Genomic DNA, 15,944 nt, shown 5'->3' on the forward strand with positions numbered 1-15,944 from the left:
TGAGAAAGACGGGTGGGCCGGAGCGTCGTTGCTCCGGCCCACCCGGGTCTATGTCACCGCGTGCGGTAACGGATGACGTCGGTGCGCATCACGTCGCCGGACACCTTGACGATCGTGATGGTGTGCTGGCCCTTGCGCAGCCCCGCGACGCTGAACACGGTCTGCTGGGTGGCGCGGGCGGCGCTGTGCAGGTTGACCTGCTTCACCTTCTTGCCGTCGATCAGGACGTCGGCGAGGCCCTGGTCGGGTGCGGTCGCGGTGATCCACTCGACGCCGGTGCCGTCGAACGTGTACGACACCGAGTCGCCGTTGCGGGTCGTGGCGTGCACGTCGTCCAGGTGGTCGCCGCGGAACGCGAAGTCCAGCTGCGCCTCACCCAGCGGAAGACCGGCGAGGTACGCCGAACGCAGCGTGACCGTCGAGCCCGACAGGGTGTAATCGGTGCCGTTTCGCAGCGCGGTGCCGTTGCGGGAGACGCCGGTGAACTCGCTGCCGTCGCGCAGCAGCTTCACCGCGACGTCGGCCGGCGCCGAGCGGGCGAACGAGGCGGCGGGCGGGTCGAGCAGGCCCGGCTGCTGGACGTCGATGCGGTCGAGCAGCATGAACGAGCCCGACTTCTTGACCGCCATCAGGGTGTGGCTGCCGTTCGGCAGGTCGTTCACCGAGAACACGGTCTGCTGGACGAGCCGGGGCTGTCCCTGCTCGCGGCCGGTGTTGACGGTTTTCACGAACTGGCCGTCGAGGTAGATGTCGACCTCGCCCTGCGAGGAGTCCAGCTCGGTGATGTAGGAGATGCCGGTGCCGGTGAACGTGTACTGGAACGAGTCGCCGTTGCGCTCGGTGTAGTGCACGTTGTCGTTGTGGTCGCCCATGCCACGGCCGGTGCTCTGCGACCACGTCCCGGCGTACGCGATGCCCGGGTCGGTGTTGTCATGCACGATCGTGCGGACCGGGCCGCCGGCCGGCGGCGGGTTGGTGGCGGCGGTGTCGGTGACCGTCACGGCCAGCGGCTGCGAGGTGGCGGCGACCTCCTTGCCGTCGTTGCGGGTCCACTCACCCTGGTAACCGACACGCAGGGCGTCGTCGTTGACGGCGACCGCGGCGCCGGCCTGCGGCGTCACCTTCAGCAGGCGTACGCCGTGGATCGGCACCGTGGTGGCGGTGAACGCGGCGGGGAAGCGGCCGAGGTCCTTGCGGGCCCACAGGTCGCGGACCGTGGCGGCGCCGGTGAGGCCGATGTCGGCGAAGTCGACGGTGATGTCCTTGTCGGCGCGGCCGAGGTTGAACAGCGCCACGGTGTAGCTGCCGTCCGGGTTGAGGGCGTACCAGGTCTGCTGCTGGGTTCCGGTGGAGACCGGGCGTGCCGGGGTGCCGGCCTGGTCGACCGCGATCACTTCCGGGTTGGTGACCAGGCTGAGTCCGTACGCGTCAAGCTTGGTGAGGTCGTTGCCGAGATAGAGCGGCGCGGCAGAGATGGCCCAGAGGGTCATCGCGGCGCGGCGTTCGTCCTGGGTGAGTCCGTCCATGGTGCCGTTGCCGACGTTGAGCGAGTCGAGGTCGTTCCAGCCGCCGTTGCCGCCGTGCCGCCACCAGGTGTCCAGGCGAGGGAAGAGCCGGGCGATGTTCTGCCACTGGGTGAGGGCCTCGTCGGCGCAGTAGCACTCGACGTCCCAGTCGATGCGCCAGCCGTTGGCCTTGGACCGCCAGTAACCGGCGTAGGCCGGGTCGAGGGCCCAGGACAGCTCGAACCAGATCTTGTGCTTCTTGAGCGCCGACGACCAGGCGGCGACGTCGTCGCGGGCGTCGAGGGAGAGGTCGCTGATCCCGGAGCCCGGTGTGACGCTGTCGAACTTGACGAAATTGACGCCCCAGCTCGCGAAGAGTTCGACGATCGAGTCGATGTACTTCTGCGAGCACGGGTTGGTGAAGTCGAGTTTGTAGCCGATGTTCCAGTAGTCGGCCTGCTGCACCGGCTGCTTGACGATGTCGTGGGTGGTGCAGCCGGGCGCGCCGGCGATCGGCAGGCTCGCGTTGTAGACCTCGGGGGAGATGCCCGGGATCGTGTAGAGCCCGAACTTCTGGCCATTGCGGTGGACGTGGTCGATGACCTTCTGCAGCCCCTGCGGGTACAGGGTGGTGCTGGGCTTGGGCCGGCCGTTGGCGTCGAACCCGTCGTTCCAGGCGGCGTCGACGTTGATGTAGTTGTAGCCGTACTTCTGCAGTTTGGCCTTCATGGCGTTGGACTGCTTGATGATCTGGTCGGCGGTGATCCACTTACCGTTGCCGGAGTAGACCTGCATGCTGTAACTGCTCCAGCCCATGTACGGCTTGACCGCCCACGGGTCGGGTGTGGCCGCGGCCACCGCTGGGGACGGTTCGGCGGTGACGGGCGCGGCGGCGGCTCGCGCTTCGGGTTGTGGGCTCGGTTTCGGAGCGGCCTGCGCGGATTGCGCGCCCAGCAGTACGAGTATCGCGGCGCCTAAAGCAACGGCTCTCACGGGCGGATCTCCTGTGTTCGGGAGCGGTTTTGGGTGCGGTGGAGCGCCGGGCGGCGGTGGACCGGCCGGAGTTCTTGGGGACAGCTGGGTCAGGCGGCGACGAATGCCTGGATGCCGACGGTGGCCGCGCCGCGCGCCCACTGTTCGAAGGGCAGCGGTCGGATGGACAGCGGGCACGCGGCCGCGGCGCCGAAGGCCTGGCGTTCGAAGCCGGTGCGGATGGGTGTCTCGAACAGGTCGTAGGCGGCCAGGCCCTCGCCGGAGACGACGATGCGAGCCGGACCGACCAGGTTCGCCACGGCCGCGATGGCGCAGCCGATGGCGTCGCCGGCTTGCGTGAACACCGCGCCGACACGCTGGTCGCCGGCGCGGGCGAGGGCGACCGCGCCGTCGAAGGTGAGTTCCGAGTGGCCGGAGAGTCGCCGGGCCCGTTCGACGATCGCGTCGGCGCCGGCGATGGCCTCCACGCAGCCGCGCCCGCCGCAGTGGCAGGCGGGACCGTTGACGTCGACGCCGATGTGGCCGATCTCGCCGGCCACACCGTGCGAGCCGGAGACCAGCCGGCCGTTGACGACCAGCCCGCAGCCGATGCCGGTGCCGACGGTGACCAGGGCGAACGACTCCGCGCCGACGCCTTCGCCGAACCAGTGCTCGGCGGTGGTCAGTGCCTTCACGTCGTTCTCGACCACGACGGTCAGCCCGGTGGCCGCCTCGGCGAGCTCGCGCAGCGCTACGTCGTGCCAGTGCAGGAAGGGTGAGTACCGCACCAGGCCGGTGCCGCGGTCGACGTCGCCGGAGATGGCGAGGCCGAGCCGTCGGGTGCGGGCCCGGTAGCCACCCTCGTCCAGCAGGCTGTTCGTGAGGTGGGTGAGCTCGGTCAGGACGTGCTCGACGTCGCGGTGGGTCAGCGGCCGGTGGGCCGACGCCCGCACCTGGGCGCTGAGATCGCAGACGACGCCGATCAGCTCGTCGGCGGTGATCTTGACACCGAGGAAGAACTCCCGGTCGGCTCGGATGGACAGTGGGCTGGCGGGCCGGCCGGCGCCGGGGCCGGTCCGCTCGGTCGGGGCCAGTTCCTGCAGGTAGCCGAGGTCGATGAGGGGCCGCGCCGCCTTGGTGACGGCGGCTTGCGAGAGTCCGAGCCGGCGGGCGAGGCCGACGCGGCTCAGTGGACCCTCGGTCAGCACGGCCGTGAGCACGGCGGTCATCGCCGGGGCGGCGGTTTCGGGCTCGGCGAACATGGCCGAAAGGTAGGCCAGCTGCTCACGGAAATCAATACTTGACGAAGGAAATTATTGAGCCTACGTTTCGGCCATGTTTCCCGAGATCGGCCAGGAGGTCTGATGGCGACCATCGCCCCCCACAAGATCCCACCGGCCGACGCGACGCAGCGGCGTGCCGAGCCGCTCATCCGCCGGCGCAGCCGACGGGCCGAACTGCAGAAGTCCTGGCGGCTGCACTGGCAGCTGTACCTGCTCGCCGCCGTCCCGCTCGCCTATTTCGTCATCTTCAAGTACATCCCGATGGCCTTCACCGTCATCGCGTTCAAGGACTACAGCCCGGTGCTGGGGCCGTGGGGCAGCCCGTGGGTCGGCCTGGACAACTTCCAGCGGCTCTTCACCAACCCGGTCTTCCTGACCCTGCTCGAGAACACGTTCATCCTGGCGTTCTACCTGGTCCTGGCGAGTTTCCCGATCCCGATCCTGTTGGCCATCGCGCTCAACGAGATCCGCAACGGGTGGTTCAAACGCACGGTGCAGATGGTCACCTACGCGCCCTACTTCATCTCCACGGTCGTCGTCGTCTCGATCACGATCCTCGTGCTGTCGCCGCGGGCCGGCATCGTGAACGAAGGCCTCGGCCACCTGGGGGCCGGCCCGATCGATTTCCTCGGCGATCCGGACGCCTTCCGCCACATCTACGTGTGGTCCGACGTCTGGCAGACGATGGGTTACTCGGCCGTCATCTACATGGCCGCGCTCGCCGGCATCGACCCCGCGCTGCACGAGGCGGCCAGGGTCGACGGGGCCAGCCGGCTGCAGCGCATCCGGCACATCGACCTGCCGGGAATCATGCCGACCGCGGTGATCATGTTGATTCTGGGCGTCGGCAACATGATGGCGATCGGCTTCGAGAAAGCCTATCTGTTGCAGAACAGCCTGAATCTCGCTCAATCCGAAATCATTCCCACGTACGTCTACAAGACCGGCCTCATCAACGCGGACTTCAGCATGGCCACGGCTGTCGGCCTGTTCAATTCCGTGGTCAACCTCTGCCTGCTCCTGGCCGTCAATTTCGTCGCCAAGCGGGTCACCGGAAACGGACTGTGGCGATGAACGCGACGACCATTCCCTCCGCCCCGAAGATTCGTGAGCCGTTCGGCGACCGCGTGTTCACGATCGTCGTCACGCTCATGCTTCTCATCCTGCTCGCACTCGTGCTGATGCCGCTGATCTACATCGTCGCCAGCTCGTTCAGCAGCCCGGCCGCCGTCAACGCCGGGCGGGTGAGCTTCTGGCCGGTCGAGTTCTCGACGGAGGCGTACCGATCGGCGCTGAGCAACTCGGAGATCCTCAGCGGTTACTACAACTCACTGATCTACGCGGTCGCCGGCACGGTCATCAGCGTCACGCTGACCGTGGCGATCGCCTACCCGTTGTCGCGGAAGACCTTCTACGGGCGCAACGTCATCATGACGCTGCTCATCTTCACCATGCTGTTCTCCGGCGGCCTGATCCCGACCTACATGGTCGTGCACGACCTGGGCATGCTGGACACCCGGTGGGCGCTGCTGATCCCCGGCGCCATCGGCGTGTGGCAGGTGATCATCGCCCGCACGTTCTTCGCCAACACCATCCCGGACGAGCTGTACGAGGCGTCCCAGCTGGACGGCGCCGGCGGGCTGCGAACCCTGTGGTCGGTCGTGCTGCCGCTGTCGAAGCCGCTGCTCGCGGTGCTCGCCCTGATGTACACGGTTTACCAGTGGAACACCTATTTCGACGCTCTGGTGTACCTCAAGGATCCCGATCTGTTCCCGCTGCAGATCGTGTTGCGCAACATCCTGCTTCTCAACACACCCCGAACCGGCGCCACCGATCTCGCCCAGCAGATGCACCAGATCCAGCTGGCCTACGTTCTGCGGTACGCGCTCATCGTCATCTCCAGCCTGCCCGTACTGATCCTCTACCCGTTCGTCGCGCGCTTCTTCACCAAGGGCGTGATGGTCGGTGCGGTCAAGGGCTGACGTCAATTAATGAATGGGAAGGAATCATGAGAACTCGACTTTCTGGACGATCATTCATTGCTTTCGCGGCGGCCACGACACTGGTCGCGGCGGGCTGCAGCTCCAGCGGGGAGGCCGACGCTCCCGAGGCGAAGATGGACGGTGACAAGGTCATCATCTCGGCGCTGGCGCCGGCCGACCCCGACACCAAGCTCGACACCAACGAGATCACCAAGCTGCTGAGCGACAAATTCAAGATCAAGTTCCAGTTCCAGACCACCACCACGGACGGCGGACCGGCCAAGGAGAAGCGCCAGATCGCGATCTCCAGTGGCGACTACCCGGACCTGTTCATGCTGATTCCGTGGGTCGACGCGTTCACCAAGACCGAGGTGCAGAAGCTCGGCCAGCAGGGCGTCGCGGTGCCACTGGAAGATCTGATCAAGGAGAACGCGCCGAACCTGCAGAAGGCGCTGGACGGCAACCCGGTCCTCAAGGCGATGTCCACCGCGCCCGACGGCCACATCTACGCTTTGCCGCAGTGGTCCGACTGCTACCACTGCTCGTACCCGAACAAGCTGTGGATCAACTCGGACTGGCTGAAGAAGCTGAACCTGGCGATGCCGAAGACCACCGAGGAGCTGCGGACGGTCCTCACGGCGTTCAAGACCAAGGACCCGAACGGGAACGGCAAGGCCGACGAGATCCCGATGAGCACCGATACGCAGGACAGCACCCTGATCGGTTACCTCATGGGCGCGTTCGCGTACGCCCCGTACGGTGCCAACAACGGCGTACCGTCGCTGTTGCAGCTCGACGGCGACACGGTGTCCACCCCGGTCGACAAGCCCGAGTGGCGTGAGGGCCTGAAGTACATCGCCTCGCTGTTCAAGGACGGTCTGATCGACCAGGCCTCGTTCACCCAGAACTCCGAGGCGCTGCAGGCCATCGGCAACAACCCGGCGGCCGTCGAGCTCGGCTCCTCGCCGGTGCTGTGGCCGGGCATCTTCGTCCAGCTCGGCTCCAAGGACGGCCGCGACAAGCAGTACGACGCGGCGCCGCCGCTGACCGGGCCCGCGGGCAAGGCCTACACCGGGTACAACAACCCGACCTCGATCGGTTACACGTTCATGCTGACCAACAAGTCGAGCAAGGAGGCGCGGGTCGCGGCGCTGAAGATGCTCGACTACATCTACACCGACGAGGGCCAGATCACCGTCAACGCCGGGCCCGAGGGCATCGGCTGGGTGAAGCCCAGCGCCACCGACGTCGCGCTCGACAAGAGCGTGAAGCCGACCTGGAAGTCGGTGCCGGACACCGAGCGGCCGAAGAACGTCAACTGGGGTTCGATGAGCCAGTACAACTTCACCCTCGCCCTGCGTAACTCCCAGGCGGTGCCGGAGGACATCTACGCCGAGGCGGGTCTCGAGCGGCGGCTGTTCCAGGCGACGCAGCAGTACGAGCCGAACGTGGACCTGACCAAGGTCTACCCGGAGGCGCAGATCTGGACCGAACCGGGTGAGGTCTCCGAGCTCGCGACCCTGAAGACCAACCTGGACAGCTACGTCAGCCAGGGCCAGCTGGCCTTCATCACCGGCTCGAAGAACATCGACACCGACTGGGACGCCTTCGTCCAGGGCCTGGACGGCGTCGGCCTCAAGCGCTACCTCGAAATCAACCAGCAGGCGTACGACCGGTACAAGTCCACCGCGAAGTGACGAGCGAGCCCGGCCGGCTGCCGATCAGCCGGCCGGGCTTTCTGCTGGGCCAGACAGAGGACGGGCCACACAGAGGAGACGTCGACATGCCGGCCGTCGCGGGCGTACCCGGTGATTTTGTCGTTGTCTCTCATCTCGTCGTGCGCGGCACCCAGGCGGAGATCGGGTTCGCGCTGGCCCGCGCCGCGGCCGATGTCTACGGATCCACGCCGCGCCCGGTGGCGCCGGTTCTGGGCCGGGCCCGGCGGCGCTGGTTCGCGGCGAACTGGCCCGAGCATCACCAGCGCACGCTGGGCATGGCGGCCGCGTTCGGCGTCTCCGCGGAGAGCGCCGGCTCGCTGTGTGTCGACGACCTGAACGGCCTGCCGCTGCCGGGAGGATGCTCGGCGGTGTGGTGCCCACCGGATGGCATCGTGCGCAACTTCGACATTCACGAGTCGGTCATCGAAACGACGACGCCGGCGCACACCCGGCAGCGGCTTCCCGCCCTGGCCCGGCCTCATGTGGTCGAGATGCACCCGGCGGACGGGCTGTCCTCCGTGGCGATCACCGGCAACAACCTGAGCGGCTGCGTGGAGGGAATCAACGAAGCCGGACTCGCCGTCGTCGAACTCGCCGACGGCCAGGGCGCGACGATCCGGCCGATGGGCGCACCACAGGCCGGCGTGGACGAGTCGCAGCTGCCCCGGTTCCTGCTGGATCGATGCCGGACCGCCGAGCAGGCGCGCGAGGAACTGCACGGCGCCAAGCACTACACCCGGTACAGCAGCTGCCATTATCTGATCGCTGATGCCCACGGGGACGCGTTCGTCTGGGAGCGCGAGGCCGACAACGTCGAGCACGTGGTCGACGCCGGGGATGCACCGCTGGCCGTCACCAATCATTTGATTGCGTACGGGATAGGCCCCGGTGACGACTCCACGGGCGGCACTCACACCCGGCTCCGCCATCTCGCGCGGCTCGGGGAGAACGGCACGGCGGACAGCGGGCGGGTGCATGCCGCCCTCGACGAGATCCGCGCCGAAGAGGCCGGCACGGCGGAGGCTGTCACGCTCTGGCGCAGCGAGTACCGGACGACGACGGCGTCGATGACCGTCCGATTCCTGCTCGGTATCGAAGCGGGACAGCGTTACAGCGCGCCCCTGTCGTTCGCCGCGCGATAGCGGGTTAGCCTGCCGTCATGGGGAGCGCGGAGCTGGATGAGTTGATCGTCGCGGACGGCGAGGCGCTGCGCGCGTGGCTGTCCGCCAACCACGCCGCGTCGCCCGGCGTCTGGCTGGCCCTGACCAGAAAAGGCGGCACCGTCACCACGCTGACCTGGCAGCAGGCCGTCGACGAGGGCCTGTGCTTCGGCTGGATCGACGGGCAGGCCCGGAAACGGGACGAGGAGAGCTCGTGGATCCGGTTCACGCCGCGGAGGGCCCGCAGCTCCTGGTCACAGCGCAACGTCGCGCACGTGGCCCGGCTGGAAGCGCAGGGCCTGATGCTGCCGTCCGGCCGGGCCGCGGTGGACGCCGCGAAAGCGGACGGGCGGTGGGCGGCGGCATACGCCCCGCCGTCGGAAGCCGTGGTACCGGACGACCTGCTCACCGCCATCGCCGCCGTCCCGGCCGCCCAGGCCATGTTCGACGTCCTCACCAAGGCCAACCGGTTCGCTCTCATCCACCGCGTCAACGGCGTCAAACGGGCGGAGACCCGCGCGCGGAAGATCGTCGAGATCGTCGCCATGCTGGCCCGCCACGAGACGTACTACCCACAGAAGGCCCAGCCTCCGGTCTCATGACGCGCGGCGGCGCTACCGAGCGTCCTCGGCCTGACCGGCCGAGGGGACCATGCGGCTCTTTCGTGCCACACCCATGGTGGGTGTGGCTACACCCACCATGGGTGTAGCCACTTTCGCCGCTTATCCGTTCGGAAGCAGGGCCGCGCGATGAAGGTACGGCTCCGCCTTGGTGACGGCGATCTCGGTGGTGGTGTCGCGGTAACGGAGGCGGGTGCGGGCGGGGCGGTCGGTGTGGATGCGGGCCTCGTGGAGGTGGCCGTCGCGCCAGGTCAGGTCGACGGTGAAGCCGCCGCGGGCGCGTAGCCCGCTCACCGAGCCGTCGCGCCAGGTAGGCGGCAGCGCGGGCAGCAGTTCGATCTCCTCGCCGTCGGACTGCAGCAGCATCTCGGCGATGGCGCCGGTGCCGCCGGAGTTGCCGTCGAAGGAGTAGATGTTCTGCTCGGCGCCGGCGATGCCGCCGGCCGAGTAGGTGAGCAGGTTCGCCTCGCTGGCGTCGCCGATCAGGCGGGTGACGTGCAACAACGCCTTGTCGCCGTCGAGCAGGCGAGCGTAGAAGGCGGCGAAGTTCGCCTCCACCCACTCGGTCTGCTCCCAGCCGTCGGCGCTCTGGCGGCGTTCGATGGTGATCTCGGCGGCTTTGGCCAGTGACGGGGTGCCGCGCGGGGTGATCTGCCGTTCGGGGAACACCGCGATCAGGTGCGCGGTGTGCCGGTGGGCGGGATCGGACTCCTCGTAGTCGTCGAGCCATTCCTGCAACTGACCGTTCCGGCCGATGCGGAAAGGCGTCAGCCGCTCCCGGGCGGCCGCCACGCGTTCGCGCAGGTCGGGGTCGACGCCGAGAATGGCAGCCGCCTGTCCGCAGATGCGCAGGATCGCCTCGGCCAGGGCTCGGTCGGCGGTGGCTCCCATCGCGACCGAGCACGGGGTGCCGTCCGGCGCCAGGTACCAGTTCTCCGGGGACTCGGCGGGCCCGGCCACCAGCCGGCCGGTGGCCGGCTCCGGCACCAGATAGGACAGCAGGAACAGCGCGGCGTCGCGCAGGACCGGGTACGCCTGCTCGCGCAGATACCGCTCGTCCGGCTGGTATTCGTAGTGTTCCCACAGCTGCAGGGCGATCCAGGCCCCGCCGGTGACGTTCATGCCCCAGCCGATGCCGCTACCGGGGGCTGAGTAACCCCAGGCGTTGGTGACGGTGTGCGCGACCCAGCCGTCCGCGTCGTACATCTGCCGTGCCGTGCTTCGCCCGGTCTCGGCGAGGCGCTGGACGAACCGGATCAGCGGTTCGTGGCATTCGGCGAGGTTTGTCGATTCGGCCGCCCAGTAGTTCTGCTGGGTGTTGATGTCGAGGTGGAAGTCGTTGGCCCAGCCCATGCTGCTGGCGAACCCGTCGTTCCACACACCCTGCAGCGCCAGCGGCAGCGGCGAGTCGGCCCGCGAGCCGGCGATGGTCAGGTAGCGGCCGTACTGGAAGTACAGGGCGATCAGGTCGTCGTCGCGTTCGCCGCGGGCCAGACGCTCGCGGCGGGCGTCGGTGGGCAGGTCGACCGGGTCGCCGAGGTCGATCGACACCCGCCGCATCAGCCGCTGGTGGTCCGCGATGTGGGCGGCGCGAATCGTGTCGAAGTCCGCAGTCACCGGGACCAAGCTGGAGAAACCGTCCCAGTCGGTACCGGCAGCGACGTACGCGACAGCCGAGTCCGCGCCGGTGATGGTGACCGTCCCGGCATCGCTGTGCAGCGTCCCGCCCTCGATCTCGAACCGGACGCGGATCTCGACGGCCACGCCCTGCGTACCGTCGCTGTGCAGTTTCTCGACGGCCTGGCCGCTGAACGCGAGGCCGTCCGGCGTGCTCGTGAACGTGCCGGGCAGCACGGTGTCGTCCAGCCTGGCGGTGAAGCTGATGGACCCGGGCCGGTCCGCGGTCAGCCGCATCGCGATCACGCCATGCGGGTGGGAGGCGAGCGTCTCGCGTACGAAATGGGTCTGATTTTGATCGAAGGCGACGGTCGCGACGGCGGTGTCGAGATCCAGTTCGCGGCGGTAAGCCGTGGACGAGTCGCTGTCGAAGTCGAGGCGCAGGCGGGGGAGCGGGACGTTGGTGCCGAACGAGGTGGGCCGGCCGGTCAGATGCTCGGCGGCCAGCCGTTGCGCCTGGCCGTGCTCGCCGTCGAAGAGCAGCCGGCGGATGACCGGCAGCTCGCGGGACGCGGTCGGGCTGACGTCGGTGTCGGAGGGCGCGCCGGACCACGCGGTCGACTCGGACAGCCGCAGGATCTCGGTGCCGACACCGCCGTGGACCATCCCGCCGAGCCGGCCGTTGCCGATCGGCAGTGCTTCGAACCAGCGTCCCGCCGGCCGGTCATAGACGAGCGACATCATGCGAGCACGTCCCGGAGCCAGGGGAGCTGGACCGGCGCCTGGCAGGAGCCGCCGCCTTCGTGCCGGTTGTACGGCCAGATCTGGATCTGCTTCGGCCCGGCGTAGCGGTTGTAGGCGGCGAACACCGTGGACGGCGGGCAGACGTCGTCCATCAGGCCGACGGAGTAGAGCGCCGGCGCGGTGGCCCGGGCGGCCAGGTGGACGCCGTCGAAGTAGCCGAGGGTGTGGAATGCCTGTTCGATCAGGTCGCGGTTGGTCGCGCAGAAGACCGACAGTTCCTGGTACGGCTGGGAGTCGGTGATCTCGGTGGCCCGCCGGAAATGGGTCAGGAACGGCACGTCGATCAGCGCGCCGCGGACCCGGGGATGCAGACCGGCCACAGCCTGGGCGATGCCGCCGCCCTGGCTGGCACCGGCCACCACGATCCGGGCGGGGTCCACCTCGGGCAGGGTGGCGGCCAGGTCGACGGCCCGGACGGCGTCGGTGAACAGGCGGCGGTAGTAGTACTGCTCGGGGTCGAGCACACCGCGGGTCAGCAGACCGGAGTGGTGCGGTGTGCTGTCGCCGGGCAGGTCGGGGGTGTCACCGTCGCCTTGACCGCGGGAGTCCATCACCAGTACGGCGTACCCGGCAGCGGGCCAGAGCAGCCATTCGTGGGGGCGGCCGCGGCCGCCGCCGTAGCCGATGAACTGGACGACGCACGGCACTGGTTCGGCCTCTTGGGAGGCGGGCACGAGGAGCCAGGCGGCCACCGGCTGGCCGCCGTAGCCGTTGTAGCGCACGTCGAACACGCGCACGCCCGGCAGCAGCGCGTCGACCGGCGTGATCTTCGCTGCCAGGTCGTGCTCGCGGGCTTCGGTCAGCGTGCGGGCCCAGAATCCGTCGAAGTCGTCCGGCTCGGTGAGCTCGGGGCGGTAGTCGCGGAGTTGATCGAGGGGGAGATCAAACATAGCCACGTGTATCACCTTTTATGGGGTTAAATGCGGATGAGTTGGACCACGGCGCTGGCATGATCACCCTTGGGCAGGTCGAGGAGGAGACCCGACTCCCGCAGCACGGCCCCGGAATGAACCGCACCGGACTCGGTGTCGCGATAGAAAGCGGCCGGGTCGAGCGCGGTCAGCCGCAGCGGCGCCGGGTCATGACCGAAGGGCCGCGACGGGCACCAGGCCAGGACGACGAACTGGTCCTGATAGGCGTAACCGACAGCGCTCAGCGTGCCGTCGCCGGCCATCCGGTACGCCGTGCCGTGCTGGACCGCCGGCCGGATGCGTTTGTACACCTCGATCAGTTCGGCGGCTTCCTTCAGCTCGGTCTCCGGCCAGGTGGTCAGGTCACCGCCGATGCCCAGCGCGCCGGCCATGGCAACGTGGAACCGGAACCGCAGCGGCGTCCGGCGGGCGGTGGCGACGTTGGGGCTGTCGGTCACCCAGGCGCCCATGACCTGTGCGGGGAAGAGCTGGCTGAAGCCGTCCTGGATGCCGATCCGGTCGACGGGGTCGGTGTTGTCCGAGGTCCACACCTGATCGGTACGCGCGAGGATGCCGAGGTCGGCCCGCCCGCCACCGCCGGAGCAGGCCTCGATGCGCAGGCGCGGATGGTCGGCGCGGAGCCGGTCCATGATCTGGTAGACCGCCCGGGTGTGGTCGAGCCACAGCCGATCGGGGTCGGCGTGGCCGGGCCATCCGGCCTCGGTGAACGCGCGGTTGGCGTCCCACTTGAGGAAGTCGATGTCGTTGTCGGCGACCAGCCGGTCGAGCCAGGCGTGCGCCCAGGCGGCGGTGTCCGGCCGGGCGAGGTTCAGCACGAGCTGGTTGCGCATCTCGGTGCGGCCGCGGTGCGCGGTGTGCAGCACCCAGTCCGGGTGGGCCCGGTACAGGTCGCTGTCGGGGTTGACCATCTCCGGTTCGACCCACAGACCGAACAGCATGCCGAGCCGGTGCACCTCGTCGGCGAGCGGTCGCAGGCCGTGCGGGAAGCGGTCCGGGTTGGGCGTCCAGTCACCGAGCCCGGCGTGGTCGTTGACCCGTTTGCCGAACCAGCCGTCGTCGACGACGAACAACTCGACGCCGAGCCGGGCGGCGCGCGCGGCCAGGGCCGTCTGCCCGGCCTCGTCGACGTCGAAGCCGGTGGCCTCCCACGAGTTGTAGAGCACCGGTCGTGTCTCCGCGGGCTGTGCGAGCACGTGCCGGCTGACGTACGCGTGCCAGGCCCGGCTGGCCGCGCCGAATCCGCCGGCGGTGTAGAGCCCGGCGTACACCGGTGTACGCAGGGTCTCGCCCTTGTCCAGAGTCCAGGTCAGACCTTCGTGGCCGTGACCGCCGGTCCAGGTGGTGCGGCCGGTCGGACCGCGGTGCAGGGTGATCCGCCAGCTGCCGCTCCAGGCCAGTGCGGTGCTCCACACCTCGCCGTGCTCCTCAGAGGCGCTGCCGTCGTCCAGGGCGAGCCAGGGGTTGGCCTGGTGGCTGGTCAGGCCGGTCCGGCTGGTGAAGACGGTCTCGGCGACCGGCACATCGGTGCGGCGCAGCCGGAACTCACTGTTCCATCCGCCGACCAGGTGGCTCATCCGGTAGCTGCCGCGGTGCGGCAGGGTCCATGCAGCGCTGTCGCAGCGCTGGATGACGATTTTTTTACCCGTGTTCGCGATGGATGTCCACCGCTCGATCACGTCGCTGTCGTCGTGCACCCGATAGTGCAGGGTGACACGCAGCGGGTAGTGCCGATCGTCGAGGTGGATGCTCAGGTGGCCGTCGTCGGTGTCGTGGCCGGCGTACCGCCACTCGACGCCACGGCTGCCGTCGGCGAAACGCACCTGCAGGCTGGGCGGGCCGAACCGCGCGCCGCCCTCCGCGCCGAACTCCTCCGGGCCGCCGGCGGTGTCGAAACTGCTGCCTTCTGCCGGTGCGCGCCGGGCCAGTTCCCCTATCTGAGCCTCGGTCAGGCGCGCACCCCAGTGCAGGTGGCGCACGTTGTCGTCGTCGTCGAGGCCGACGGCGTACACGGTCGAGGGGGTGTGCAGCAACCAGAGGCGCTGCTCGGGCACGTACCGCAGGTCGGGCATCTGGTTCCTCGATGTGAAGAGGGTGTTCAGTGCGGCAGGAGCCTAAGTACGTTTTCCCGGCGAAATCAATACTTGACGAAGGAAATTATTGAGCATAGATTTCCGGTATGTTTCCCGCCGCCGAGGGCGTCGCGCCCGCGGTCACGGCCGTCTTCACGACCGTCCTGACCGAGGGACCGATTAGCCGGGTCGCCCTCGCCCGCCGTCTCGGCCTGTCCTCCGCCGCCGTCACCAAGGCGGCGCGTCCGCTCATCGAAGCGGGTTACCTCGAAGAACTGGCCGCGACCGAGCGGACCGGGCCCGGCGCGGGCCGCCCGGCCAGCCCTCTCGCCATCCGGGCAGATCGGGAGTTCTTCGTCGGCGTCAAGATTACCGGCGACGAGCTCATCGGCGTCGTCTGCGACCTGCGCGCCCAGGTCCGCGCCTCAGCACACCGCCGGCTGGACGCGGCCGACGTCGACCACGTGCTCACCCAGCTCGGCGAACTCGTCGGCGACCTGCTCGACGGACCGGGCGATTACCGGGCCCGCACCCGCTGGCTCGGCCTCGCCGTCTCCGGCGACGTCGACCACTCCACCGGTCTGGTGCGGTACTCGCCGTTCCTGCGCTGGCACGACGTGGCGCTGGCCGAACGCGCCGAGAAGACCACCGGCCTCACCGTGACCGTCGAGAACGACGTCAAGGCGCTGACCACCGCCGAGCAGTGGTTCGGTGAGGGAGTGGGCGCCGACTCGTTCGCCCTGGTCACCGTAGGCGCCGGCATAGGCTGCGGCCTGGTCGTCAACGGCCGGATCGTCTCCGGCGCACACGGCGTGGCCGGCGAGATCGGGCACATCAGCTTCGACGTGAACGGGCCCGACTGCCACTGCGGCAGCCGCGGTTGTGTCGAGGCGGTCGCCGGCGCCGACGCGATCGTGAGCCAGGCCAGGGCGGTCAGCGGCCGGCCTTCGCTCACGTTCTCCGACGCGGTTTCGCTGGCCCGCTCGGGTGACGCCGCGGTGGGTGCCGTGTTCGCTCGCGCCGGCACCGCGATCGGCGCCGGCATCGCCGCGGTGGCGAACCTGGTCGGCCCGGCCCGGATCGTCGTCTCCGGCGAGGGCCTGTCGGCGTACGACCTGTTCGAGCCACACATCCGGGCCAGCTTCCAGCGCCAGGCGTTCGGCGCGGCCGCGGAGTGCCCGTTGTCGATCCGGCCGCTGCCGTTCGAGGAGTGGGCGCGGGGGGCGGCCGCCGTCAGCATCAAGGCGCTGGTCGCGTCCTGAGATCTTTGATGCGGTATCCG

The 15,944-nt window shown here is 68.9% G+C and carries 11 protein-coding genes; 6 read left to right on the plus strand and 5 right to left on the minus strand.

The window, feature by feature from the left end; genetic code table 11:
- Window positions 1-53: 53 nt before the first annotated feature.
- Window positions 54-2,498: a X2-like carbohydrate binding domain-containing protein gene (locus tag B0I29_RS41515; protein WP_245973167.1), complete on the minus strand. Its 2,445-nt coding sequence runs from the start codon at window positions 2,496-2,498 to the stop codon at window positions 54-56.
- Between the two features lie 89 nt (window positions 2,499-2,587).
- Window positions 2,588-3,739, minus strand: coding sequence for an ROK family transcriptional regulator (locus tag B0I29_RS41520; RefSeq protein WP_111654690.1), 1,152 nt, complete (start codon window positions 3,737-3,739; stop codon window positions 2,588-2,590).
- A 102-nt stretch (window positions 3,740-3,841) separates the two neighbouring features.
- On the opposite strand from B0I29_RS41520, the gene B0I29_RS41525 reads away from it, so the two are divergent.
- The 5 genes from B0I29_RS41525 (at window position 3,842) to B0I29_RS41545 (ending at window position 9,222) form a co-directional block, all read left to right on the plus strand.
- Window positions 3,842-4,834 carry an ABC transporter permease gene (locus tag B0I29_RS41525; protein WP_111654691.1) on the plus strand — a complete coding sequence of 331 codons (993 nt, stop codon included), beginning with the start codon at window positions 3,842-3,844 and terminating at the stop codon, window positions 4,832-4,834.
- Window positions 4,831-5,742 (plus strand): carbohydrate ABC transporter permease, encoded by a 912-nt coding sequence (locus B0I29_RS41530; RefSeq protein ID WP_111654798.1) that lies wholly within the window; start codon window positions 4,831-4,833, stop codon window positions 5,740-5,742. Before B0I29_RS41525 ends, B0I29_RS41530 begins: the two co-directional genes overlap by 4 nt.
- Window positions 5,743-5,768: 26 nt before the next feature.
- Entirely contained in the window at window positions 5,769-7,439 is a 1,671-nt protein-coding gene (locus B0I29_RS41535; protein WP_245973168.1) for a type 2 periplasmic-binding domain-containing protein, read from the plus strand.
- Window positions 7,440-7,525: 86 nt separating this feature from the next.
- Window positions 7,526-8,602 carry a carcinine hydrolase/isopenicillin-N N-acyltransferase family protein gene (locus tag B0I29_RS41540; RefSeq protein WP_111654799.1) on the plus strand — a complete coding sequence of 359 codons (1,077 nt, stop codon included), beginning with the start codon at window positions 7,526-7,528 and terminating at the stop codon, window positions 8,600-8,602.
- A 17-nt stretch (window positions 8,603-8,619) separates the two neighbouring features.
- Entirely contained in the window at window positions 8,620-9,222 is a 603-nt protein-coding gene (locus B0I29_RS41545) for a YdeI/OmpD-associated family protein (RefSeq protein WP_111654693.1), read from the plus strand.
- A 120-nt stretch (window positions 9,223-9,342) separates the two neighbouring features.
- Here the strand turns inward: B0I29_RS41545 and B0I29_RS41550 are convergent, their stop codons facing one another.
- Genes B0I29_RS41550 through B0I29_RS41560 form a run of 3 tightly spaced genes read right to left on the minus strand, consistent with a single transcriptional unit; the run spans window position 9,343 to window position 14,662 of the window.
- Entirely contained in the window at window positions 9,343-11,601 is a 2,259-nt protein-coding gene (locus B0I29_RS41550) for a glycoside hydrolase family 95 protein (RefSeq protein ID WP_111654694.1), read from the minus strand.
- Window positions 11,598-12,557, minus strand: coding sequence for an acetylxylan esterase (locus tag B0I29_RS41555; protein ID WP_111654695.1), 960 nt, complete (start codon window positions 12,555-12,557; stop codon window positions 11,598-11,600). The genes B0I29_RS41550 and B0I29_RS41555 overlap by 4 nt, the downstream gene beginning before the upstream one ends.
- Window positions 12,558-12,577: 20 nt before the next feature.
- Window positions 12,578-14,662, minus strand: coding sequence for an alpha-galactosidase (locus tag B0I29_RS41560; protein WP_111654696.1), 2,085 nt, complete (start codon window positions 14,660-14,662; stop codon window positions 12,578-12,580).
- A 107-nt stretch (window positions 14,663-14,769) separates the two neighbouring features.
- On the opposite strand from B0I29_RS41560, the gene B0I29_RS41565 reads away from it, so the two are divergent.
- On the plus strand, window positions 14,770-15,924 hold the full coding sequence (locus tag B0I29_RS41565) for an ROK family transcriptional regulator (protein WP_111654697.1): 1,155 nt from the start codon (window positions 14,770-14,772) through the stop codon (window positions 15,922-15,924).
- The last annotated feature ends 20 nt before the right edge of the window (window positions 15,925-15,944 follow it).

The sequence above is a fragment of the Actinoplanes lutulentus genome (genome assembly GCF_003259845.1).
Classification (GTDB): domain Bacteria; phylum Actinomycetota; class Actinomycetes; order Mycobacteriales; family Micromonosporaceae; genus Actinoplanes; species Actinoplanes lutulentus.